General features: G+C 35.9%; 18 protein-coding genes. 9 read left to right on the top strand and 9 right to left on the bottom strand.

The window, feature by feature from the left end; all coding sequences use genetic code 11:
- Positions 1 to 273: 273 nt before the first annotated feature.
- Complete coding sequence (locus ABID42_RS20485) at positions 274 to 1,200, bottom strand: carbohydrate kinase family protein (RefSeq protein WP_367285248.1); 927 nt, start codon at positions 1,198 to 1,200, stop codon at positions 274 to 276.
- Positions 1,201 to 1,500: 300 nt separating this feature from the next.
- Between ABID42_RS20485 and ABID42_RS20480 the strand changes: the two genes are divergently transcribed.
- From ABID42_RS20480 to ABID42_RS20460, 5 genes are all read left to right on the top strand, one after another.
- Positions 1,501 to 2,391 carry a pirin family protein gene (locus ABID42_RS20480; protein WP_367285247.1) on the top strand — a complete coding sequence of 297 codons (891 nt, stop codon included), beginning with the start codon at positions 1,501 to 1,503 and terminating at the stop codon, positions 2,389 to 2,391.
- Positions 2,392 to 2,787, top strand: a complete 396-nt coding sequence (locus ABID42_RS20475) for an OsmC family protein (RefSeq protein WP_323688963.1) — start codon at positions 2,392 to 2,394, stop codon at positions 2,785 to 2,787. It begins immediately after the preceding gene.
- Positions 2,788 to 2,889: 102 nt separating this feature from the next.
- Positions 2,890 to 4,173 (top strand): metal-dependent hydrolase family protein, encoded by a 1,284-nt coding sequence (locus ABID42_RS20470; protein ID WP_323688962.1) that lies wholly within the window; start codon positions 2,890 to 2,892, stop codon positions 4,171 to 4,173.
- A gap of 81 nt (positions 4,174 to 4,254) precedes the next feature.
- Positions 4,255 to 4,980, top strand: coding sequence for a 3-keto-disaccharide hydrolase (locus tag ABID42_RS20465; RefSeq protein WP_323688961.1), 726 nt, complete (start codon positions 4,255 to 4,257; stop codon positions 4,978 to 4,980).
- Positions 4,981 to 5,127: 147 nt separating this feature from the next.
- On the top strand, positions 5,128 to 6,006 hold the full coding sequence (locus tag ABID42_RS20460) for a YicC/YloC family endoribonuclease (RefSeq protein WP_367285246.1): 879 nt from the start codon (positions 5,128 to 5,130) through the stop codon (positions 6,004 to 6,006).
- 80 nt (positions 6,007 to 6,086) lie between these two features.
- Here ABID42_RS20460 and ABID42_RS20455 read toward each other — a convergent pair whose 3' ends face one another.
- Together ABID42_RS20455 and ABID42_RS20450 are read right to left on the bottom strand one after the other, a co-directional pair.
- Positions 6,087 to 8,531 carry an endonuclease MutS2 gene (locus tag ABID42_RS20455; RefSeq protein WP_367285245.1) on the bottom strand — a complete coding sequence of 815 codons (2,445 nt, stop codon included), beginning with the start codon at positions 8,529 to 8,531 and terminating at the stop codon, positions 6,087 to 6,089.
- Positions 8,532 to 8,661: 130 nt separating this feature from the next.
- A complete protein-coding gene (locus tag ABID42_RS20450) occupies positions 8,662 to 9,000 on the bottom strand; it encodes a DUF952 domain-containing protein (RefSeq protein WP_367285244.1) in 339 nt (112 codons plus the stop codon).
- 50 nt (positions 9,001 to 9,050) lie between these two features.
- Here ABID42_RS20450 and ABID42_RS20445 point away from each other — a divergent pair, with 50 nt between their 5' ends.
- Entirely contained in the window at positions 9,051 to 10,151 is a 1,101-nt protein-coding gene (locus tag ABID42_RS20445) for an NAD(P)/FAD-dependent oxidoreductase (protein WP_367285243.1), read from the top strand.
- A 143-nt stretch (positions 10,152 to 10,294) separates the two neighbouring features.
- Here ABID42_RS20445 and ABID42_RS20440 read toward each other — a convergent pair whose 3' ends face one another.
- Entirely contained in the window at positions 10,295 to 10,768 is a 474-nt protein-coding gene (locus ABID42_RS20440) for an Lrp/AsnC family transcriptional regulator (RefSeq protein WP_367285242.1), read from the bottom strand.
- Between the two features lie 226 nt (positions 10,769 to 10,994).
- Between ABID42_RS20440 and ald the strand changes: the two genes are divergently transcribed.
- Positions 10,995 to 12,107 (top strand): alanine dehydrogenase, encoded by a 1,113-nt coding sequence (ald, locus tag ABID42_RS20435; RefSeq protein WP_367285241.1) that lies wholly within the window; start codon positions 10,995 to 10,997, stop codon positions 12,105 to 12,107.
- Positions 12,108 to 12,290: 183 nt separating this feature from the next.
- On the opposite strand, the gene ABID42_RS20430 is transcribed toward ald, so the two are convergent.
- A complete protein-coding gene (locus ABID42_RS20430) occupies positions 12,291 to 14,327 on the bottom strand; it encodes a carbohydrate-binding domain-containing protein (RefSeq protein WP_367285240.1) in 2,037 nt (678 codons plus the stop codon).
- A gap of 416 nt (positions 14,328 to 14,743) precedes the next feature.
- Here ABID42_RS20430 and ABID42_RS20425 point away from each other — a divergent pair, with 416 nt between their 5' ends.
- Both ABID42_RS20425 and hmpA read left to right on the top strand, forming a co-directional pair.
- Complete coding sequence (locus ABID42_RS20425; protein ID WP_367285239.1) at positions 14,744 to 15,193, top strand: RrF2 family transcriptional regulator; 450 nt, start codon at positions 14,744 to 14,746, stop codon at positions 15,191 to 15,193.
- Between the two features lie 107 nt (positions 15,194 to 15,300).
- A complete protein-coding gene (hmpA, locus tag ABID42_RS20420) occupies positions 15,301 to 16,503 on the top strand; it encodes an NO-inducible flavohemoprotein (RefSeq protein WP_367285238.1) in 1,203 nt (400 codons plus the stop codon).
- Between the two features lie 84 nt (positions 16,504 to 16,587).
- Here the strand turns inward: hmpA and ABID42_RS20415 are convergent, their stop codons facing one another.
- The 4 genes from ABID42_RS20415 to ABID42_RS20400 form a co-directional block, all read right to left on the bottom strand.
- Positions 16,588 to 17,709, bottom strand: a complete 1,122-nt coding sequence (locus tag ABID42_RS20415) for a BamA/TamA family outer membrane protein (protein WP_367285237.1) — start codon at positions 17,707 to 17,709, stop codon at positions 16,588 to 16,590.
- A 43-nt stretch (positions 17,710 to 17,752) separates the two neighbouring features.
- The gene (locus ABID42_RS20410; RefSeq protein WP_367285236.1) at positions 17,753 to 19,087 is read right to left on the bottom strand and encodes a TolC family protein; all 1,335 of its coding nucleotides are present in this window, start codon (positions 19,085 to 19,087) and stop codon (positions 17,753 to 17,755) included.
- Between the two features lie 78 nt (positions 19,088 to 19,165).
- A complete protein-coding gene (locus tag ABID42_RS20405; RefSeq protein WP_367285235.1) occupies positions 19,166 to 20,749 on the bottom strand; it encodes a DHA2 family efflux MFS transporter permease subunit in 1,584 nt (527 codons plus the stop codon).
- Between the two features lie 114 nt (positions 20,750 to 20,863).
- Complete coding sequence (locus tag ABID42_RS20400; protein WP_323688948.1) at positions 20,864 to 21,901, bottom strand: HlyD family secretion protein; 1,038 nt, start codon at positions 21,899 to 21,901, stop codon at positions 20,864 to 20,866.
- Between the last annotated feature and the right edge of the window lie 41 nt (positions 21,902 to 21,942).

Raw genomic sequence — 21,942 nt, 5'->3', positions numbered from 1 at the left:
TAGAGCATCCGCATTTAGAATGTAGGCTTACGCATTTAGTGTTAGAGCATCCGCATTTTGTTTTTAGTAGCTATTGGAAAAGGAAGTATAGTCAAATCTTCTTTACTACGAAACCTCACCCCCAACCCCTCTCCTGCTGAGAGGGGAGATTTTGAAGCAAAAAAAGCCCCCTCTCTGACGGAGAGGGGGTTGGGGGCGACCGTCGCTACGGTGAGGTCTTTAGTAGCACAATATTTTGTAGTAAATAAATCGACAGCCTATCATCAATCACTCCTACGCATACAAAATTCCCTTATCCACTTTCGCAGGCAAAGGTCCTTTGGTTACTAACTTTAGGGCCGCTAAGTTAGCACCTGCATTCGCACAGGTTTCTGGCGAAGCTCCTTCTGTATAAGCCGTTAAGAATCCTGCCCAATAAGCGTCTCCTGCTCCAGTAGCATCAATTACTTCAATGGGTTTTACGCCTAAGGTGATTTGTTTTGCTCCCTTTTCAGTAGAAATGATAGAACCATCACCGCCTTTGGTTAGACAAATGAGGTCTGCACCCATCGCATGAAAATCTTGTAGGATTTGTGCTTCGGAAACTTTATGTCCATAGATTCTTTCGGCATCATCTTCACTCAATTTTACCAAAGCATCGTGTGAACAATAGGCTGAAATCGTTTCCCAAGCCTGTTTTCTGTCGGGCCAAATCTGAATAGCGTAGTTAGCATCTAAACTTACACGGCAATTCAAGGCATTAGCACGTTTGGCGGCATCAACGATGGTACTTTGGGCTGGGTCTTGGCTCAAAGCGAAACAAGTAGTATGAAAAATGGCTGATTCCGCCAATAAACTATCAGGAATATGCTGTGGTTGAAGCATACGGTCGGCGGTACGATAAGCGATAAAATCGGGCGTGCCTTTGGTACGAGAAACCACTACAATACTGGTTGGTTGAAAATCATCTACCGCAACGTGACTAACATCTATACCTGTTTTGGCTACTTCTCTTTTTAAATAAATACCGATATTATCGTTGCCAATGCAAGAAACTAAGGCGGTATTCATGCCCAAACGAGCCATATTAGCAGCCATATTGGCGGGACTTCCTCCTTGAAAACGTTCAAAAGTGGAGGTTTCAAGAATACTTTCTTGTATTTCTGTTCCAATAAAGTCAGCCAAAAGTTCGCCAACTGAAAGTAGTGCGTATTTTTTCATGTTTATAAAAATGGATTGTTCTTGGGAAGTGAAACGTTTGAAAGCGATTAACAATCAAGCATTTCCAACACATTGTTTTTGCAAATTAATGATAATTCTGTAAAAAATTGTTAGTAATAGTTATAAAACCTTTGTGATGGTATTGAAGGGGAAATGTGATTTTCTTTCGACAGACTATCTTTAAAAATATTTACCTCTGCTATTTAAAATTACCTTACAAATAAATCAAGGTATTCCAGAAAACTTGCATCTTTGATGATTCAAAATACTCGAAAAGAAAAACCTAAAAACGAAAGAACAATGTCTAACATTAAATTAATCATCGAAGAAAGACCAAGTAATATTGGAAATTTTATGGTGGGTCGATTATTACCTTTTAGAGAGAAAAGAATGGTGGGTCCATTTTGTTTTATAGACCACATGGGACCAGCAAAATTAAGTGACCACGAAAATTTAGATGTTGGTCCACATCCTCACATCGGGCTTTCTACGCTGACTTATCTTTTTGAAGGAAGTGTTATGCACAAAGACAGTCTAGGAACAGCCATAGAAATAAAACCCAATCAAGTAAACTGGATGACAGCAGGCAATGGCATCGTTCACTCTGAAAGAACGCCAGAGTATTTGCGTCATTCTGATAAAAATTTACATGGTTTACAAATTTGGGTGGCTTTGCCTAAAGAACTTGAAGAGATGTCACCAAGTTTTGCGCATATTACTGAGGAAGAAATTCCTACTTGGGAAAACAATGGTGTTTCTTTTAAATTAATTGCTGGAGAAGCTTTTGGTAAAAAATCGGCAGTTCCTGTTTATAGTCCTTTGTATTTTTTAGAGATAAAAACAACAAATGCTACTACAATCAATATTGGTGATGATTTATTCGGAGAAAGTGCTTTGTATATTTTAGAAGGAAGTATCAGTAGCGAAGGACATAGCTATGAACCCAAACATATTTTGATAGCGAACGACAGTAAATTATGTAGTTTTGAAATGGCTGAAAATACTACGGTTTATATTTTTGGTGGAGAGCCATTTCCTGAAGAAAGATATATTTATTGGAATTTTGTTGCCTCAACTAAAGAATTGATTGAAGATGCCAAAACCAGATGGATTGAACAAAGCTTTCCTAAAGTTCCGGGCGAAACTACATTCGTTCCACTTCCACAAGCTCATCCTTTAAAAAATAAATAAATGGAAAAAGTACACGCACAAATCGGTAAAGAACTTTATAAAACTACCATTCAGTCTGCTACAAATACCTTGATTGCTGATGAACCTGTTGAAGTAGGCGGAAAAGGTTTAGGATTTAACCCTAAAGAACTTTTGGCGGCAGCATTAGCGGCTTGCACTTCGGCAACCTTAAGAATGTATGCCGACAGAAAAGCTTGGGATTTAACAGAAGTGAAAGTTGATGTAACTTTTGATAGAGATGCAGTTGCCAATAAATCCTCATTTACTAGAAAAATAGAATTAATAGGTAATTTAGATGAAGAGCAAAAAGCAAGGTTACTCACCGTTGCTAATAGCTGTCCTGTTCATAAAATATTAACGAATCCGATAGAAGTTAGCACTGAATTAGCATCATAATTCAATAGTTTTGATATTTCTAACTGAAATAGCATGGTATTTTGTGGTATTTTTCTATTTTTATAACATCATCCAATCCATTACCTTTATTAATATCAACAAATGAAAAAACAAATCCTTACACTAGCAGGGCTCTGTCTGCTAAGTACCGCTTCTTTTGCACAAAAAACCCTTGTTCACTGTGGTACGCTTATCGACGGTATTCAAAATGAAGCACAAAGCCAAGTAACCATCGTTGTTGAAGGCAAAAAGATTATTGCTGTTCAAAAAGGCTTTACTGCTCCTACTGGAACAGATAAAGTTATCAATCTAAAAAACCAAACAGTCATGCCGGGTCTTACCGATATGCACGTGCATTTGGAAGAAGAAACCAGTAAAGGTGGGGCGATAAAACGCTATCAACAAAATGATGCCGATATTGCATTCGATGCAGCGAAGTATGCTAAAACAACATTGATGGCTGGTTTTACTACGGTAAGAGATTTAGGAGGTTCAGGTGTAAATCTTGCCTTGAGAAATGCCATCAATAAAGGTACGACGATTGGACCAAGAGTTTATACTGTGGGCAGAATTATTGCAACAACAGGCGGACATGGCGACCCTTCAAATGCTTTAGCGGATAAATTATCGCTAGAGCCAAGATATTTAACAGGCGTTGTAAATGGAGTAGATGAATGTCGTCAAGCAGTGCGCCAACGTTATAAAGAAGGTTCTGATTGTATTAAAATTACAGCTACTGGTGGCGTATTAAGTTTGGCAAAAAGCGGAAAAGCTCCACAGTTTACCGAAGAAGAAATCAGAGCGATTGTTGAAACTGCTAAAGATTACGGTTTCCATGTGGCAGCTCATGCCCACGGTACAGAAGGTATGAAAAGAGCTGTAAAAGCTGGCGTAACAACCATTGAACACGGTACTTATATGGACGACGAAGTAATTGAATTGATGAAAAAGAACGGTACTTATTATGTTCCAACCATTATTGCAGGTAAAACTGTTGGTGATTCAGCTAAAATCCCTGGTTACTTTCATCCATTAGTAGCTCCGAAAGCTTTGGAAATTGGACCATTGATTCAGGCTACTTTTGCTAAAGCTTACAAAGCAGGTGTTAAAATTGCTTTTGGAACAGATTCTGGCGTTTCTATTCATGGTTATAATGCTTATGAATTTCAATACATGGTCGAAGCAGGAATGCCAGCGATGGAAGCGATTAAGGCTGCAACGATGACGCCTGCCATTATTTTGGGTACTCAAAAAGAAACGGGCTCTATTGAAACTGGTAAAATTGCAGACATTATTGCTACCGACGGAAACCCATTACAAGACATTAAAGTAATGAGAAAAGTATCGTTTGTGATGAAAGATGGAGTTGTTTACAAAAGTCTTTAAGCATAAATAAGGATTGAATAATTCACTAAAATGCTTAATTTAGACGCCAATTAAACAATACTATTATTTCAATTAATGAACATGAAAAATCTATTTGTTATCATTACTTTGTTATTCGCTTCTTTATCAGCAATTGCTCAGAAGCCTAACACCTTGACAGCCAAAGAAAAAAAACAAGGCTGGAAACTCCTTTTTGATGGTAAAACATTAAATGGTTGGAGAAATTTCAATAAAAAAGACCTTGGTCCTGCTTGGAAAATCTCAGATGATGCCATTATGTTAGACAACAGTCAAATGGATGGTTGGAATACTAAAGGTGGCGGGGAACTGACTACAGATGGAATTTACGAAAACTTTATTTTAGCTTGCGACTGGAAAATTTCTGAAGGCGGTAACTCTGGAATTATCTTTAACGCACAAGAAGACGATGCTACAAAACATCCATATTCTTGGTTTACTGGTCCTGAATTCCAAGTGTTAGATAACGATGGTCATGCAGATGGTAAAATCGACAAGCACAGAGCAGGTAATTTATACGATTTAATCAAATATGAACCTGAAAACGTAAAACCAGTTGGCGAGTGGAATAAAGTAATGATTGAACAAAAAAGCGGTCATGTAAAATTATTCGTAAACGGTAGAATGGTTATTGAATATACAATTGGTAGCGAAGAATATAAAAAATTAGTAGCTGCAAGTAAATTCAAAGGCATGGAAAACTGGGGTACTTTCACAAAAGGACACATCGTTTTCCAAGATCACGGGAATAAAGTTTGGTTTAGAAACATCAAAATCAAAGAATTATAGTCTTAGTTTATACTAGACTAAACGCAAAAAACTGTAAGTACATGAAAGCATGTTACTTACAGTTTTTTTGCTTTATAACACTTTTATTTTCTGTATATTGCACCCTAATTCATACAAAGACATCCACGTTTTCTAAATTATTATATAATGTTAAAATCAATGACAGGTTTTGGCAAATCGGTGATAGAAGCAAAATCTTTAACCGTTACTGCTGAAGTAAAAACACTGAACTCTAAGTTTACAGATATTTATTGCAGAATTCCTAAAAGTCTGTCTTTCAGAGAAATAGAAGTAAGAAATTTACTTACTCAATCCTTAGAACGTGGTAAAATTGAGTTTAATCTTTCTATTAATTACACTGATGTTGCCAGTTCTGGAACAAATATCAATCGTCCATTGGTTGACGCTTACATGAAAGATTTGCAAGAATCTGCCAACGTTTATGGTGTAGCAGATATTACAGAATTATTCAAAATAGCCCTTACTTTACCAAATGCTTATAATACTGAAACGGTTTCGGAAGAACAAGCAGAAGAAGAATGGAAAACTATTTTATCTGCTGTGAATCAAGCAATTGCAGAATGCACAAAATTCCGTTTGCGTGAAGGAGAAATTGTAAAAAATAAATTCATTGAATACATTGATAAAATCGGCGAACTATTAAAAGAAGTAGAAGAGCAAGATAAATTACGTATTCCTGCCGTTCGTGAACGTCTTAGAAAATCAGTTACTGATTTATTGGAAGCCGATGATTTTGATAAAAATCGCTTTGAACAAGAATTAATTTATTACATTGAAAAGTACGATATTTCAGAAGAAAAAGTACGTTTAGGAACGCATTTGGTCTATTTCAAAGAAGTATTGAAAGAAGGAAATGGTAAAAAACTAAATTTCCTTTGCCAAGAAATCGGTCGTGAAATCAACACAATTGGTTCAAAAGCAAACGATGTTGTGATTCAAAGAATGGTCATCAATATGAAAGATGAACTTGAAAAAATCAAAGAACAGACTTCTAACGTTTTATAGATATGAGATATTAGATATGAATTATGAGATAGTGCTTTAAAACCTAATAACTCATAATTCATATTTCATATCTAAACAACTTACTTCATACTCACCAAAGTAACGCCTGCTCCTCCTCTATCTGCATGTTCGTCTTGTGTATTGGCTACTTGTTTATAACCTCTGAGATGCTGACGAATGAGATTTCTCAAAATTCCATCACCTTTTCCATGCACAATTCTGAGTTCATCATAACCAACCATGATGGCATCGTTCATAAATTTATCTACTTCTACCAAAGCTTCTTCCCCACGTTTTCCTCGCAAATCAAGATTGAATGAAAAATTCATCATTTTATCATTCATATCAACGCCAACAATTTTGGTACTTGATGAAATTTTCTGTTTGTACTCTTTGCGAGAAATCTTTTCCAAACGATTAATTTTTACCGTCGTTTTCAAATCGCCGATGGCAATTTCAGCATCTTTTCCACGCAAACTTAATACTTCTCCCAAAGCCTCCTGACCTTTGATTCTGACCAAAGAGCCTACTGAAATTTCGCCTAAAATTACTTCAATTTCTTCACGCTCTTCTTTTTCTTTCTCCTCTTTTGGCGTTGGCTTTTTCGTATTTTGATTTACTTTATCAAGCACCAAACTTTGCTGAAAATCGACTAAATCTTGTCTAATTTCTTTCGTTGCCAGTTTCTCTGCTCCTTGCTCACGAATTTCCTTAATCGTCGCTTCAATTTTCTGGTTCGTGTTCTTGATTAATTCTTTCGCCTGAATTTTTGCTGTATTTAAAATCGTTTTCTTTTCGGTTTCTAAATACGATTTTAATGAGTTGTATTGCTCTAATAATTGGTCAAGTTTGCGTTGTTTTTGGGCATTTTCAACGTTTTTATCCGCAAATACTTTCTTTTCAATTTCTAATTCTTTGATTAGCTTCTCAAAACTTACTTGCTGATTGCCAATTTTTTGCTTCGATTTATCAATAATCGCTTTTGGTAAACCAATTTTATAAGCAATTTCTATCGCAAAAGAACTTCCCGGCTTTCCGATTTCTAATTCATACAAAGGCTCAAGATGTTCGGCATCATAACGCATCGCTCCGTTGACCAATCCTTTCGTTTTATCGGCAAAAGTTTTGAGGTTTGTGTAGTGCGTATTGATTGCTCCATAAGCTCCAGAACGATTCAAATCTTCCAGAATACTTTCGGCAATCGCTCCGCCCAAAGTTGGTTCTGTACCTGTTCCAAATTCATCAATTAAAAATAAAGTTTTTCTATCTGAATTAATCAAAAAGTACTTCATGTTCGTCAGGTGCGACGAATAAGTACTTAAATCGTTTTCTAAACTTTGTTCGTCACCAATGTCAATAAAAACGCTTCTGAAAATCCCAATCGTAGAGTACTCCGACATCGGTACTAACAAACCGCACTGATACATATATTGTACCAAACCCAAAGTCTTTAAAGTAACCGACTTCCCTCCTGCGTTTGGACCAGAAATCAATAAAATTCTTTCTTCAGAATCCAGTTTTATCGTCAGCGGCTGTACTTTTTTACCTTGTTTTTTGAAAGAAAGAAAGAGTAAAGGATGAACTGCATTTTTCCAATCTACGATTTGGCTGTTCAAACTCAAAGGCGCAATGCCATTGATTTCAATTGCCAAACGTGCTTTCGCTCTGATAAAATCTATGATGCCCAAAAAAGTATAAGCTTTTCGTAAAACGGGAACATGTGGACGAACTCTCGTCGTGAGTTCCATCAAAATCCTGATGATTTCACGTCTTTCAGCCGATTCTAATTCACGGATTTCGTTATTGGCTTCCAGTACTTCGGTTGGTTCCATAAATACTGTTTTGCCAGTATCTGATTCATCGTGAACGAAGCCTTTAATTTTACGTTTGTGTTCGGCAGCGATGGGAATCACCATTCTTCCGCCACGTAAAGTCAAAGAAAAATCATCAGAAATCCAGCCGTTCGAACGAGCATTTTTCAGAATACTTTCTAATTTTTTACGTAAATCTATTTCTTGACTTTGAATTCTACGACGAATACTTTGTAATTCTGGACTGGCATTGTCTTTCAATTTACCACGGTCGTCAATTACTTTATCTAAAGAATCCAAGATTTGACGAAGGTTCAAATCTGCCGAAAAAGCCGTTCCAACCAATTCTCTCAATTGCGGATACGCTTCTGGTTCTTTGTTATCGAAAAAGCGTAAACATTCTTGAATGGTTCTTAACGAAAGTTTGAGGTCGAAAAATTCTTCTTCCGTCAGGAAAGCACCTTCAATAGCCGCCTTTGAAAGTTGAAGATTTACATCAAGATAATTCTGTGAAGGAAAAGCTTGAGGCTCAAAAGCTAAAATATCTTTCATTTCGGCTACTTGCCGAATCATTTTTTGAATTAAATCGTAATTATCGGCAAAACGAATTTTGTTCACGAAGGCTCTTCCTAGCGAACTCACACATAATTCACTTAAGTGTTCTCTGATGCAGTCGAATCCTAATTTTTGTTCTATATTTTGTGGGTATAACATGCTCTTTAGAAATAATTGCTTTTCATAAAACCATCAAACATTACACAAAGTTCTCAGGTTTAAATACTAAAGAAACCCCGTGAAGTAAAATTACTTACGGGGTTTCTGAAATTTCAATTTCGATATTGTGCTATTCAGCAGGAAAAGTAAATGTTCCGTCTGGATTTGGAAACAAATCTTCAACTTTTGTGATGGCACTTTTGTTCAGTTTTCCGTATAAATGTGGAAAAGTTCCGCCATGAGGAACGTCTTCAAAACGAGTTTCAGCCGTTAAAGCATCAATGTCAAGATGCAATAACAACAAGTGCGGTTTGCCCACAAAATAATTATTGAGCGTTCCTTGTACTTGTTCGAAAGTAGAAAGATGTATAAATTTTTCTACTGAAAACGTTTCTGATTCATAATCATCTAAATCCGAAAACTCAGCCCACCATTCTGGACTCACGATATGATAAAGTCTTGGTTTCATAGCCTAAATTTACTACATTGTTCTGAGCTAATTGGTAAAAAATAAAATTTATGTACGACATCATCATCGTTGGCGGCGGTTTAGCTGGATTGGTCAACAGCATTTTACTTTCAAAAGCAGGTAAAAAAGTTTTACTGATTGAAAGAAAAAGCTATCCTTTTCATCGTGTTTGTGGCGAATACATTTCCAACGAAACCCGACCATTTTTAGCGTCACTGGGTGTTGATTTCAGTCTGCTAAATTATAAAGAAATTTCCCGTTTTCAATTTACTTCACCTTCGGGCAAAGTACTTGAAACCCAGCTCGATTTAGGCGGTTTTGGTATCAGTCGTTATACTTTTGATGAAGTATTGTATCAATTGGCAATCAAAAATGGCATTGAATTTTTATTAGAAAAAAGCGTTGAAAACGTTGAATTTCACAATAACCATTTTACCGTAAGTACCAATACTGAAAATTTTGAAGCTCGCTATGTGATTGGTTCTTATGGAAAAAGAACGAAATTAGATGCTACTTTAAAGCGAGATTTTTTCGGAAAAAGGAGTCCTTACATTGGTGTAAAGTATCATATCAAAACCGATTTTCCGAAAGATTTAATTGCTCTTCACAATTTCAAAGATGGCTACTGTGGTATTTCTGCCATTGAAGACGACAAGTATTGTCTTTGTTATTTAACGACTAGAGAAAACCTCCGCCAGCACGGAACGATTGCTAAAATGGAGAAAAATATTCTCTGGAAGAATCCACATCTCAAAAAAATATTTACTGAATCTGAATTTCTTTATGACAAGCCAGAAGTAATTAATGAAATTTCATTTGCTCCAAAAACGACTATCGAAAATCATATTTTAATGGTAGGCGATTCAGCGGGTTTGATTACTCCTTTATGTGGAAACGGTATGGCAATGGCGATTCATGGAGCAAAAATTTTATCCGAACATCTTTTAAAGTACTTTGATGACCGAAAGCAATTAGAAGAAAACTATCAAAAAGCATGGCAAAAAACCTTTGCTCAAAGACTTTGGGTTGGCAGAACCGTACAAAAATTATTCGGGAATGAAGTACTGTCTGAAATTACTTTATTGAGCTTAAAGAACTTCAAACCTGCTTTGAGAATGATTATTAGGGCTACTCATGGAAAAATAATTTGAAAATTTGGTGATTTGAAGATTTGAAAATGATTAGGGTAATTTGAAAATAATTAAAATAATTTGAAAGTTTGGTGATTTGAAAGTTTGAAAATGTTTAATGAGTTTCAGAATAACAATTCCATTATTTTCAAATCTTCAAATTCTCAAATTTTCAAATTACCAATCGGTAGCACCGTCGTATTCTTTACTTCCGACATCACAAATGAGCTACTGATATGAGCTACGCTTTCTAAGGCGGTTAATTTCTTTTGATAAAATTCATTATAAGCTTCCATATCTTTGGCTATGATTTTTACCAAATAATCATAGCTTCCAGAAACTACACTGCACTCTATTACTTCAGGAAATTGCTTGATGGCTTCCTCAAATTCTTCAAAATGATTTTTTTGCTGTTTATCCAATGTAATGCTACAGTAAACTACGAGTGGATTTCCCAACTTTTTTTTGTTCAAAATGGTCACATACTTCTCGATGATTTCCTCTTGTTCCAACCTTTTGATACGGTCGTGAGTGGGCGTCATCGAAAGATTAATCTGCTTTGAGATTTCTTTTATAGTAAGTTGGGCATTCTCTTGTAACAATTGGAGAATCCGCAAATCAGTCGCATCTAAAGTCATAAAGAAAAATTTACTTTACAGAAAGGTAATATTCACTTAATACAGGATTTTTTTCGCTTTAAAACATAAAAATAAATGTTTTTTCCTTATTTATTCAGCAAATGTAAAACTATTTCCTGTTTTCTTAACTTTGCATACACTTCATTTCCAAACACCTCTGCAGTTCTGTTATTGGTGGCATTGATTTAACCAATAACAGAAAAGCAGACATAAAACCCCCAATCCCATGATTATCGGTGTCCCAAAAGAAATTAAAAACAATGAAAACCGAGTTGCTCTAACTCCTGCTGGCGTTGCAGAATTCAAAAAGAACGGTCATACAGTTTACATCCAAACACAAGCTGGTTTAGGAAGCGGATTTTCGGATGAAGAATATGTAAAAGCTGGAGCAAGTATTTTAGGTACAATCGAAGAAGTATATGCGATTGCCGAGATGATTTGCAAAGTAAAAGAGCCGATTGCTTCTGAATATAATTTAATCAAAGAAAATCAATTACTTTTTACTTACTTCCACTTTGCTTCTTCTGAGCCATTAACTCATGCGATGATTGAACGCAAAGCAATTTGTTTAGCTTACGAAACTGTTGAGAAAACAGACCGTTCATTACCCTTATTAGTACCAATGTCGGAAGTAGCAGGTAGAATGGCGATTCAAGAAGGAGCAAAATACTTAGAAAAACCTATGGGCGGAAGAGGTATTTTATTAGGCGGTGTAGCAGGCGTAAAACCAGCCAATGTATTGGTTTTAGGCGGTGGAATCGTAGGAACACAAGCGGCAAAAATGGCAGCAGGTTTAGGAGCAAATGTAACAATTATGGATATTAGCTTGCCACGTTTACGTTATTTGGAAGACGTGATGCCAGCCAATGTTGATACTGTAATGTCGAACGAATACAATGTTCGTGAAGCTATCAAAGTTTCAGATTTAATTATTGGAGCAGTATTGATTCCCGGAGCAAAAGCACCACATTTGATTACTCGTGAAATGTTGAAAGAAATGCGTCAAGGAACAGTATTAGTTGACGTTGCTGTTGACCAAGGCGGTTGTATTGAAACTTGTCATCCAACTACTCACGAAAATCCAACTTTTGAAATTGATGGCGTAGTACATTATTGCGTAGCCAATATGCCGGGTGCTGTACCATATACTTCTACCTTGGCATTGACAAACGCTACTTTACCTTATGCACTTCAATTAGCCAACAAAGGTTGGAAAAAAGCTTGTACTGATAACGAGGAATTGAAAAAAGGCTTAAACGTTGTAGCTGGAAAAATCGTTTATAAAGGCGTTTCAGATGCTTGGGGCTTAGCGCTTTCAAGTCTTGAAAGTGTATTGTAATTTTTAGCAGTGAGCTGTGAGCCTTGAGCTATCAGCCTTCGGCTTTCGGAATAAGATTGAAAGAAAATCCCTTTAGCTTTTTGATGCTAAAGGGATTTGTATTTTAAAGTACTTTCAGACTAATAATAAAAGTTTCTTAGAAAATGGATTTTCTCCAAGTCTAAAACGGGCAGGTTATTATTTTTAGAAAGTAATCGTATTAACTGTACTTGAACTCGACGTGGTAGTTGTTGATTTTAGGGTTGCTCCTGTGTTGGAGTATGTTCCGCCCGTATATAAGCCCCAGCCAGAAGAACTCCCAACAAAACTGCCTCCTGTGTAACTTCCACCAAAATAGATTTTATATTGAGAACCTTTCGCCATACTTGGATGCGAAAAATGGAAGTAGCTAGAAGACATTTTAGGCATAAATGTTCCAAGATCTTTTCCTGACGCATCTTCAATATGAAATAAAGAAGAGGTTGACACTGATGCACTTGATTTAATAAAAAAGCCTACTTGAGTAGAAGAAGTACTCATCGCTTTTGTCATGTTATTGGCTGGTTCTGCGCCAATCAATGTACCTCCATTAACCAAGAAATTACCATTGATATCAATATTTTCATTACCATTACTAATCACAACTCCGCCACTTATGGTAAAGTTACCGTTACTATCAATCGCATCAGAACCCGTTACAATTAACACACCTCCTGTTACTTTTAAGTGACTATTATCGTTCGACTCCGTACCTCCAGATACTGTTCCATAAGAAGTATTAATGCCATCATTCGTTGCTGTTAGATTGCACACACCTCCTGCGATTGTAATGAAAATAGACTCCATGCCTTCATAAGACTTTGTTACATTGATTGTTCCATCATTTATTGTAATAGAAGTACCAGATTTGAGACCATCATTAGAGGCAGCAATGTTGAGTTCTCCTTTGTTCATGACAAAAGCACCATCACTTTTAAATCCTTTTGCTTCGCTAGTATTAGCCGAATTGTAAGTATAAGTAGCTCCAGTTGTGATAATATTGATAGTCCCACCGTTGATAGTTGAAGTACCATCTACTGTAATGCCTTTCCCTGCAATTCCTGTACTATTAATTGTCACAGTTCCTTGCTGCATCACAAAATTTGCATCACAATTAATACCAGCTGCTGAAGCAATATCTGCATCAGAAGTATCATAAAAAGCATTTCCTGATGTTGTAATATTAGCATTGGCATTGGTAATCGTTAAATTACCCGTCGTTTTAAAACCTTTTGATGCTCTACCAGATACTTTTAAGGTAATTGCTTCGCTACTATTAACGGTTGTGTAACTTTCGCTTTTAATAGCATTTCCTTTATCTCCTGTGGTTGTTACATTGATTGTTCCACCTGTAATTGCCACATAAGGAGTAATAGCTGTGTCTGTACCATCATAAGATGCCGTGATTCCATCATCTACGCTATTTACAGTAATATTTCCTCCAGAAATAGCAACATATCCTTCTTCGCAATCAATTCCATCACCAGCAGCAGTAATATTCAATGTACCACCACTCATTTTAAAATAATCATTGGCGTGAATTCCATCTGATACCGTTTTGGTAATGGTTATGTTTCCATCTGTAATGGCAATATAATCGTCGCTACAAATACCATGTTTATAATTTGCCATCACTGTTAAAGCGCCTGTTCCTGCAAAATTCAATTGCCCCTCGCTAAAGAAAGCTCCTTTTTGGTCTTCAGAACTGGTTGCATAAGTACTGCCATCAACCACACGATTATTCGTACCACTTAATAAATTGACAGATACTTTTTTACCTGATTGAATATTAATTGCTGGACCACTACTATTAACAATACTTGCTCCGTTCAATACAAGATTGAATTTGTAATCACTGTAAATTTTAAAACTACCATTCGTAGCTGAACCCGACAAAACATAATTTACTTCGGTAGTTGTGGTCGTAGAAGTAACCACAACATTTCCGTTACTTACACTTACTTTTACACCCGAACTTTCTAAAGGATTGGTTACTGTGGCGGTAGTTCCTGAGTATTTTATTACTACGGCATTGGCGAAAGTGGTGTCTTTGGTTTTTGTATCAAAGTCACCATCAACAATTACTTCTTCACCAGTTTCAATTACTTCATCTTCTGAAGCAGTTTTACAAGAAATTATTCCTGAAGTAAAAAGAACGGCACTCATTAGAAAAAGAGCGTAAAATAATTTTGATTTAGTCATAAGAAAGAAGGTTTTATATTGGTGTTTCAGTGAAAGGCTTTGGGGGTTTTTCAAAATATCTGTACATTAAAATGGTTAGGTTGGGTACATCAATCAATGAAAAAAGCTTTATCACTCAAAATCGTTTAAACATTATGACCGACAAAAGAAAAGAAGCGTTGCAGGAAACATTAAAATAATTTTTATTTAGATTAAATAACTTGAAAACTATTTCTTCAAATATTTGAAATTATCATGTCATATATTTCAGTAAATCTGGCTGATGCGATTACTCTTTCATAAAGCTTTTCTCCTTGGTTTATTGCCTTCTTCCATTGTTAAAAATCCTTAATTACTTTCGTTCAACCGTAGCAATAAAATAAAAGAGTTTTTTGTCTTTTATTATTTCATTACTATATTTGCAGAAATATTTTTTTATGTTTTCAAAAACTTGTGAGTACGCCATCAAAGCGAGCATTTATATCGCTTCTCAATCTCTTGAGAATAAAAGAGTTGGGATAAAAGAAATTGCTCATGAAATCTCTTCGCCAGAGGCTTTTACGGCTAAAATTTTGCAAGTACTTTCAAAAAATCATTTGGTAGATTCTATCAAAGGTCCCAACGGAGGTTTTGAAATTCAACCAGAAAAAATGCGTTCTACAAAGCTTTCAGCCATCGTGAAAGCTGTTGATGGCGATAATATTTTTATCAGTTGCGGATTAGGACTTAAAAATTGTTCGGCTAAAAATCCTTGTCCCCTTCATAACCAATTTGCTAAAATCAGAAATGATATTACAAAATTGCTAGAAAGTACAAGCTTAGAAGAACTAGCTACTGGGCTTACTTCTGGACTTACTTTTTTAACATCAGTACAAAATCAAGCTTAATATTTCATGAATTTTAAACCTTATTTCAAATTTTTTCATTTTCAAATAAAAGACATAAAGGTCTTTTATTCCTTATCTAATGTAATTTAAAATTAACTCAAACCATCATGGCAAGTCAAAAAACAATTGAAATCGTAAAATCAACAGCACCAGTATTAGCTATTCATGGAGAAAACATCACTAAGGTGTTTTATCAGCTTTTATTTCAAAATCATCCAGAATTAAAAAATGTCTTCAATATGACGCATCAAACACATGGCACACAGTCGAAAGCCTTAGCCAATGCCGTTTATGCCTATGCTGCAAACATTGACAATTTAGCTGTTTTAAGTGCTGCTGTAGAGCAAATCACTCAAAAACACAGTAGTTTAAGCATCACGCCAGCGATGTATCAGCTTGTTGGAACAAACTTATTGGCAGCCATTAAAGAAGTATTGCAAGATGCCGCAACACCAGAAATTATGGACGCTTGGGCAGAAGCTTATGGAGATTTGGCCTCACTTTTTATCACGAAAGAAGAACAATTGTACCAGAATGCTGAAGCTAAAAAAGGTGGTTTTAGAGGACAAAAAGAATTTGTAATCACCAAAAAAGAAGCTGAAAGTAGCATTATTACTTCGTTTTATTTCAAACCTGTTGATGGTTCAGCAATACCGAGTTTCAAAGGCGGACAGTACGTAGCCGTAAGTGTACAAATTCCAGATTTAGAACATTTACATACTAGAAATTATAGTTTGTCGGGTTGCCCTACGCAAAATACTTTGAGAATTTCAGTAAAAAGAGAAACTGGAAGTCCTGATGGAGTAGTTTCAAACTTCCTTCATGACCATTTAAACGTTGGCGATACTGTAAAATTGGGTATTCCTGCGGGTGAATTTATATTGACAAAAACGGAAAAGCCAATCGTATTGATTGCGGGTGGAGTAGGCATTACGCCATTAATGAGTATGTATATGGAGCTTTTCCATTTTGCTGACAATGAAGTACTTTTTGTACAATGTGCTAAAAATTCGTCGGTGCATGCTTTTAAAGCAAAAAGTCAGAAACTGGCAAAACAAAAACCTTCTTTACAAATCATCAGTTTGTACGACGAACCTTTAAGTACAGATATTGCTGATGGAATTCAAGAATTTTCAGGTTTGCTAACGATTGATATTTTGAAAGAAAAATTATCAACTTTAGATGCTGAATATTACTTCTGCGGCCCAGTTGGTTTTATGAAAAGTGTAAAAAAAATGTTAGAAAGTGCCGAAATTCCAGCTTCGCAATTGCATTATGAATTCTTTGGTCCAAGTGAAGCTTTGGCTTAAATAAAGTAAATTATTGATGTTATTTCATTTTAGTTCTATGAGATTTTTAATCTTGTAGAACTAAAATATCATTCACAACTTTACTTAAAATGCTTCCGCAATAAAGAAATATAAATTCTGTTGTCCGTTTCCAAAACCATAATCAACCCGAACATTTACATTCTCTTTTCGATTGATTTTGAAACGAAGTCCTGCACCATAACTTGGTAAAATATTACTCATGCTCATGTCTTTTACTTGCTCATTTACCCAACCTAAACCACCAAAACCAACTACTCCCCAACGGTTTAATACTTGCCAACGATATTCTGTTTGAAAAGCCAGCAAACTTTTATCTCTTTTTGAACCTACATAATAGCCCCGCATAATCATATCACCACCCAACAAACCAAGTTCGTGAAAAGGTACATTTCCGTTTGTCAAATAAGCGTAACCTTGAAAAGCCAACACATCTTTTCGATGCGAAAAAGGCATCAAAAACTTTCTAGCATCTAATTGCCAACGATGAAAAGATTGCGTACTTCCCATCCAACGTTCATGGGCTGAATATTCTAATTGCAAAAAAGAGCCCTTTGAAGTCGTCAAAACATTATCACGATTATCAAACTGTAGAGAAGCATTCAAACCAGAAACGACTGAACCGATTCGTCCAAGTACATTGTTCCCATTTTCCAAAATACCATTAACTTTTCCACGAACATTATACATATTGAAGTACCGCCAACCCAAACCTGCAAAAGTATGCTTGGCAATTTTTCGGTAAGTCAAATTATCAAAACGGATTAAATCATAAGTAATGGCTTCTTCATTTTCGGGTTTCGCCTCCGCTCCTACTCCGTAAAAAAGTACTGGAAAACGGCTAAAACCATAATAACCAACGATATAATATTTTTCTTTATTCGTGAATATTTGATAATTATGCTCGAACATGATTTGATTGTTCAAGGAGTATTGTAAGAAAACCGCAGTATTTGACACACGAGTAAGCGAATCGCCTTCGCCTCCACCATTAAAAAAACGTTTTACTCCTCCACCAATCACCCAACTGGTTTCTGGCATATAGAAAACAAAAGGAGAAGTAAGGTATTTATGACCCGTAAGAAATTTGACGATTTTGAGTTGAGAATGCTTTGTAGAATCCGTTTCAGAGGCTTTTGCCTGAAAGTATGCGGAGAGAAAGAGGTAAAAGAGTAGTTTTTTCTTCATTGAATTTGAGACTGACTAAACAAGATAGTCAGTCTCAAGTTATTTACCAAAATTTGATTCCCGTCAAACGATTAAGTTCTAATTGAGCAATCGACATTTGATACTGATATTGTAACTGAGTAAGTTGTGCTTCTCTTAAAGCCGTTTGCGAAGCTTCAATTTCCACATTGGTAATTACGCCATTTTTAAAACGAGCGTTGGCTAATTTCAAAGCATATTGTGCTTGAAAAACGTTACGTTCAGATAAATCTAATTTGTTTTTTGCGGTGTTATAATCGTTCTGAGCAGCTTCTAAATCACGCTTCAAATTCTGATTGGTTACTTCTGCAGTGTATTTTAACATTTCACGATTCAATCTCGCAATTTCAGTTTGATGAGCCGTTTTATTTCCTGAATAAACAGGAATTGTCAATTTCACACCTACAGTACTTCCGAATTTAAAATCATCAGAAATTGGAGGAATTTCTCCGTTAATTCTTGGTAAATATCCATTTCTCAAGCCCAAAGAAGCATTCGCAGCGATATAAGGTGCGGAACCCATTTTGGCAATTTTTACTTCACGCTCAGCAATTAAATCTCTGTCTTTCAAGGTTTTTAAATCAAAATTACTGTTTTGAGCTTGATTCAAAGCTTCTTCAGTGCTAAGTGACGCTAGTCCCAAATTGAAATCTGCATTGTTTGGAATTACTCCATGAGCATCTTTTCCGATGAGCGAAGAAAGATAAATATACTGGCGTTCTAATTGACTTTGTAAATCCGATAAACGAGTTTCAGCATTTTTATATCTTACCTGAATCGTCACTTGGTCATAATCCAAAGCATCGCCTTGTTTTAATCGGTCTCCGATAATTTTACCGTTATCCTCTACCAATTTCAATTGCTCTTTTTGTACTTCAATTGCTTTTTGCGTATAAATAATTCCGTAATACAAATTTGCTACTTGGTAAGCATAAATGTTCTTTAAACCTTCAACACCCGTTTTAGAAAGTTCAGTTTCTAATTTAGATTTCTCGATATTGATAGCTTGTTTTCCCCAATCGTACAATACATAGTTTGCACCAATATTTGCATTGTAATTCATATTAGGTTGAAACTGCAAACTGGTCGTAGCAAAAGTAGCTTTGGCAACTGGGTCAATTCGGGTTACTCCAATTTCAGACTGAATCTGTGGTTTCAAAGCTGATTCTTGTACTTTGGTACGATAATCACCAATAGAAACCATTTGTTGCTGTTCCTTGATTTTCGGAGCATACTCAATGGCTGAACGCACCAATTGTTTGAGTGTCTCATCGGTTTTTTCTTGCGCTGATACTTCTTGTCCTACCAATATTTCGGCAAAAAGTAAAAACGAAGCGATATAATTATTGTTGATTTTCATTGTTTGAAAAATTAATCAAGTTCATGAATTAAAAATTGAGAAGATGATTCCACAACCCGAAACCTCAACTCCAAAATATTAATGACTTTCCGCAGCAGCTTTTGCCATAGCAGCGGCTTCTTCTGGCGACAACTTCTTGGTTCTTAGTAAAAACACAAAAGGAAGTAAGCAAATAAAGAAGATAGAAATCAATCTAAAAGTATCTAAATAAGCCAAGTAATACGCCTGACGAGCTACCGCAGCTTCTAATTGTTTATATGCCATTGCAGCAGCATTGAAAGTATCGCCTGTTGATGCTATCATGTTTTTGGTGGCATTGGCTACTCTTTCATTGAAAAGTGGGTTATCGGTACTCATATTTGCCATTAAATCTGAACGGTGTTGCGCCGCACGATTCGTAGCAAAGTTATTAGCCAAAGCAATTCCAAAAGCACCACCTAGTTGACGAATCATGTTCGAAAGTGCAATGCCTGCTGGATATTCCTTCGGCTTTAAACCTGCTACAGCTTGATTGATGAGTGGTAATTGTAATAATGAAATACCTATGGTTCTACAAATTTGCATCGGAAAAAAATCCCATTTGCCCATGTCTGGCGTAGCTGTTCCACTGTAAAAACCGAAGAAGACAAAAAAGCAAATTCCTGCAATCATAAAAGGAATTGGCGAAGCGCCTGCTCCCATTCTTTTACCAATTATCGGAAAAAGAATTACGGCTGCCATCGTTGGTGCGACTAATGAAATCCCAGCTTCAAGTGGCGTAAAACCGTTTACTCTTTGTACCAAAACTGGATACACAAAAGCAGAAGTAAACAAACCTAAACCTGAAACCAAATTGAACATCGTAGAAAAAGCAAAAATTCTATATTTAAAAATGCCTAAATTCACTACTGGATGTTCGGTGTGGAGTTCATGCCAAACAAAACCGATGATACCAACAGCTGCCATCAAACTAACGGTAACAATCATTCTTGATTCAAACCAGTCTTCCGATTCTCCTTTTTCTAATACAAATTGTAATGCACCAATACCTATAATGAGCAGTAAAATTCCGATATAATCAATTTTAATTTCTTGTTTACGCTCGCCTTCACCTTCTTTTCTATCAATATAAATCAGTGTTAAAACCGTAGCAAGCGCACAAATCGGAATATTTACATAAAAAATTTGTGACCAGTTATAAGTTTCAAGAATATAACCGCCCAAGGCTGGTCCTAATGTTGGCCCAAGTACAATCCCCATTCCAAAAAGTCCAGAAGCTATTCCTCTATCTTTTGGGTCGAAGGCATCAAATAAAATTGCTTGCGACGTAGAAAGTAATGCTCCGCCACCAATTCCTTGAATAAAACGCCAGAAAACTAATTCCCATAAACCATCAGAAGCACCACAAAAATAGGAAGCTACTCCAAAAAGTACCATTGAAGTAAGGTAATAGGTTTTTCTACCGAAATACTCTCCTAAAAATCCCGTCATAGGAATGATGATTACGTTGGCAATGGCGTAAGAAGTAATCACCCAAGCAACATCTTCAATCGTTGAGCCCAAAGAACCCGCCATTTGATTGAGTGCCACGTTCACGATGGTGGTATCGAGCAATTCCATGATTGCTGCTGTAACCGTCGTGATAACGATTATATATTTTGCAAATCCTGTTTTAGCAGCCATGTCTCTTTTTTTATTTGTGAGTCAGTTAGTTGTGAGTTAGTGAATGAGTGATTTAGTGATTATTTCAGCTTTGATTGAATTAGTTTAGATAAATTAAAATCACTAATTCACTCATTATTTTACATCAACACTTACTTCCAATGAAAGACCTGCTCTTAGAATATCCTTGTTTTTTTCTAAATCATGGATTTCAATTTTCACTGGTACACGTTGCGTTACTTTTACAAAGTTTCCAGAAGCATTATCAGGAGGTAATAAAGATGTTTTTGCACCTGTAGATTCTGCAATCGAAATGATTTTTCCCTTTAAAATTCTGTTTGGATAAGCATCTAATTTTAATTCTGCTTCGCCACCAATTTTCAAACGACTTACTTGTGTTTCTTTGAAATTTGCTACTACCCAGAAAGTAGTATCTTGAACGATGGTCATCAAAGGTTGTCCAGCTTGAATAAATTGACCTGCTTCTACGCTTTTCTTTCCGATTCTTCCAGAAGTTGGAGCATATACTTTTGAATAAGTAAGTTTCAATTTTTGTTGTTCAATTTTCACTTTTTTCACTGCCAAAGTAGCTTCAGCTTTGTGTAGTGCCGCTTGAAGAATCGGCATTCTTGATTTCACCGCAGAAATATCCGCCAAACCCGCTTCGTACTGTGCAGACAATACTTCATAAGCTGACTTACTATCATCGCCTTGTTTACGAGTAATGGCATTTTCCGAAACTAAAGCTGCATCACGATCTGCATCTTTTCTCGCTTTTTCTTTGCGTAAGTAATTAGCTTTCAGATTCGCTTCGTTTGATTTAACCGTCATCGACAAATTTGAAATGTTCGCTTTCGCATTTTCAACATCTGTTTGTGCTTGCAATAAATCAGCTTCCATTTCGTCTAAAGCTAGTTTTGCTTCGTCTGAATCAATCTCTAAGATTAATTCGTCTTTTTTCACTACATCATAATCTTTTACATTGACAGCCTTTACATAACCTGCCATTCTTGGTAATACTGGCACAAAATAAGTTTCTACTTGTGCATTGTCTGTATCCTCATGCGCTTGTGCATATTGGTATTTACTATAACCTAAATATAAACCTACTGCTAAAACACAAAATAGTATTATTCGAGGAAGATAAGTTTTAATTGGATTTTGATTTTCCATCCTTTTAATAATTTTTAAGGTAATAATGATTGATTAAGTCG

Origin of the sequence: Arcicella rosea, assembly GCF_040543805.1 — a bacterium.
GTDB lineage: Bacteria > Bacteroidota > Bacteroidia > Cytophagales > Spirosomataceae > Arcicella > Arcicella rosea.
Note: the sequence above shows the minus strand (reverse complement) of the source record. Positions and strands in the feature narration are given on the sequence as shown.

Excerpts from the sequence above, each read along its gene's own strand:
- ABID42_RS20485 (WP_367285248.1), bottom strand. The coding sequence starts at position 1,200 with ATGAAAAAATACGCACTACTTTCAGTTGGCGAACTTTTGGCTGACTTT.
- ABID42_RS20480 (WP_367285247.1), top strand. The coding sequence starts at position 1,501 with ATGTCTAACATTAAATTAATCATCGAAGAAAGACCAAGTAATATTGGA.
- ABID42_RS20475 (WP_323688963.1), top strand. The coding sequence starts at position 2,392 with ATGGAAAAAGTACACGCACAAATCGGTAAAGAACTTTATAAAACTACC.
- ABID42_RS20470 (WP_323688962.1), top strand. The coding sequence starts at position 2,890 with ATGAAAAAACAAATCCTTACACTAGCAGGGCTCTGTCTGCTAAGTACC.
- ABID42_RS20465 (WP_323688961.1), top strand. The coding sequence starts at position 4,255 with ATGAAAAATCTATTTGTTATCATTACTTTGTTATTCGCTTCTTTATCA.
- ABID42_RS20460 (WP_367285246.1), top strand. The coding sequence starts at position 5,128 with ATGTTAAAATCAATGACAGGTTTTGGCAAATCGGTGATAGAAGCAAAA.
- ABID42_RS20455 (WP_367285245.1), bottom strand. The coding sequence starts at position 8,531 with ATGTTATACCCACAAAATATAGAACAAAAATTAGGATTCGACTGCATC.
- ABID42_RS20450 (WP_367285244.1), bottom strand. The coding sequence starts at position 9,000 with ATGAAACCAAGACTTTATCATATCGTGAGTCCAGAATGGTGGGCTGAG.
- ABID42_RS20445 (WP_367285243.1), top strand. The coding sequence starts at position 9,051 with ATGTACGACATCATCATCGTTGGCGGCGGTTTAGCTGGATTGGTCAAC.
- ABID42_RS20440 (WP_367285242.1), bottom strand. The coding sequence starts at position 10,768 with ATGACTTTAGATGCGACTGATTTGCGGATTCTCCAATTGTTACAAGAG.
- ald (WP_367285241.1), top strand. The coding sequence starts at position 10,995 with ATGATTATCGGTGTCCCAAAAGAAATTAAAAACAATGAAAACCGAGTT.
- ABID42_RS20430 (WP_367285240.1), bottom strand. The coding sequence starts at position 14,327 with ATGACTAAATCAAAATTATTTTACGCTCTTTTTCTAATGAGTGCCGTT.
- ABID42_RS20425 (WP_367285239.1), top strand. The coding sequence starts at position 14,744 with ATGTTTTCAAAAACTTGTGAGTACGCCATCAAAGCGAGCATTTATATC.
- hmpA (WP_367285238.1), top strand. The coding sequence starts at position 15,301 with ATGGCAAGTCAAAAAACAATTGAAATCGTAAAATCAACAGCACCAGTA.
- ABID42_RS20415 (WP_367285237.1), bottom strand. The coding sequence starts at position 17,709 with ATGAAGAAAAAACTACTCTTTTACCTCTTTCTCTCCGCATACTTTCAG.
- ABID42_RS20410 (WP_367285236.1), bottom strand. The coding sequence starts at position 19,087 with ATGAAAATCAACAATAATTATATCGCTTCGTTTTTACTTTTTGCCGAA.
- ABID42_RS20405 (WP_367285235.1), bottom strand. The coding sequence starts at position 20,749 with ATGGCTGCTAAAACAGGATTTGCAAAATATATAATCGTTATCACGACG.
- ABID42_RS20400 (WP_323688948.1), bottom strand. The coding sequence starts at position 21,901 with ATGGAAAATCAAAATCCAATTAAAACTTATCTTCCTCGAATAATACTA.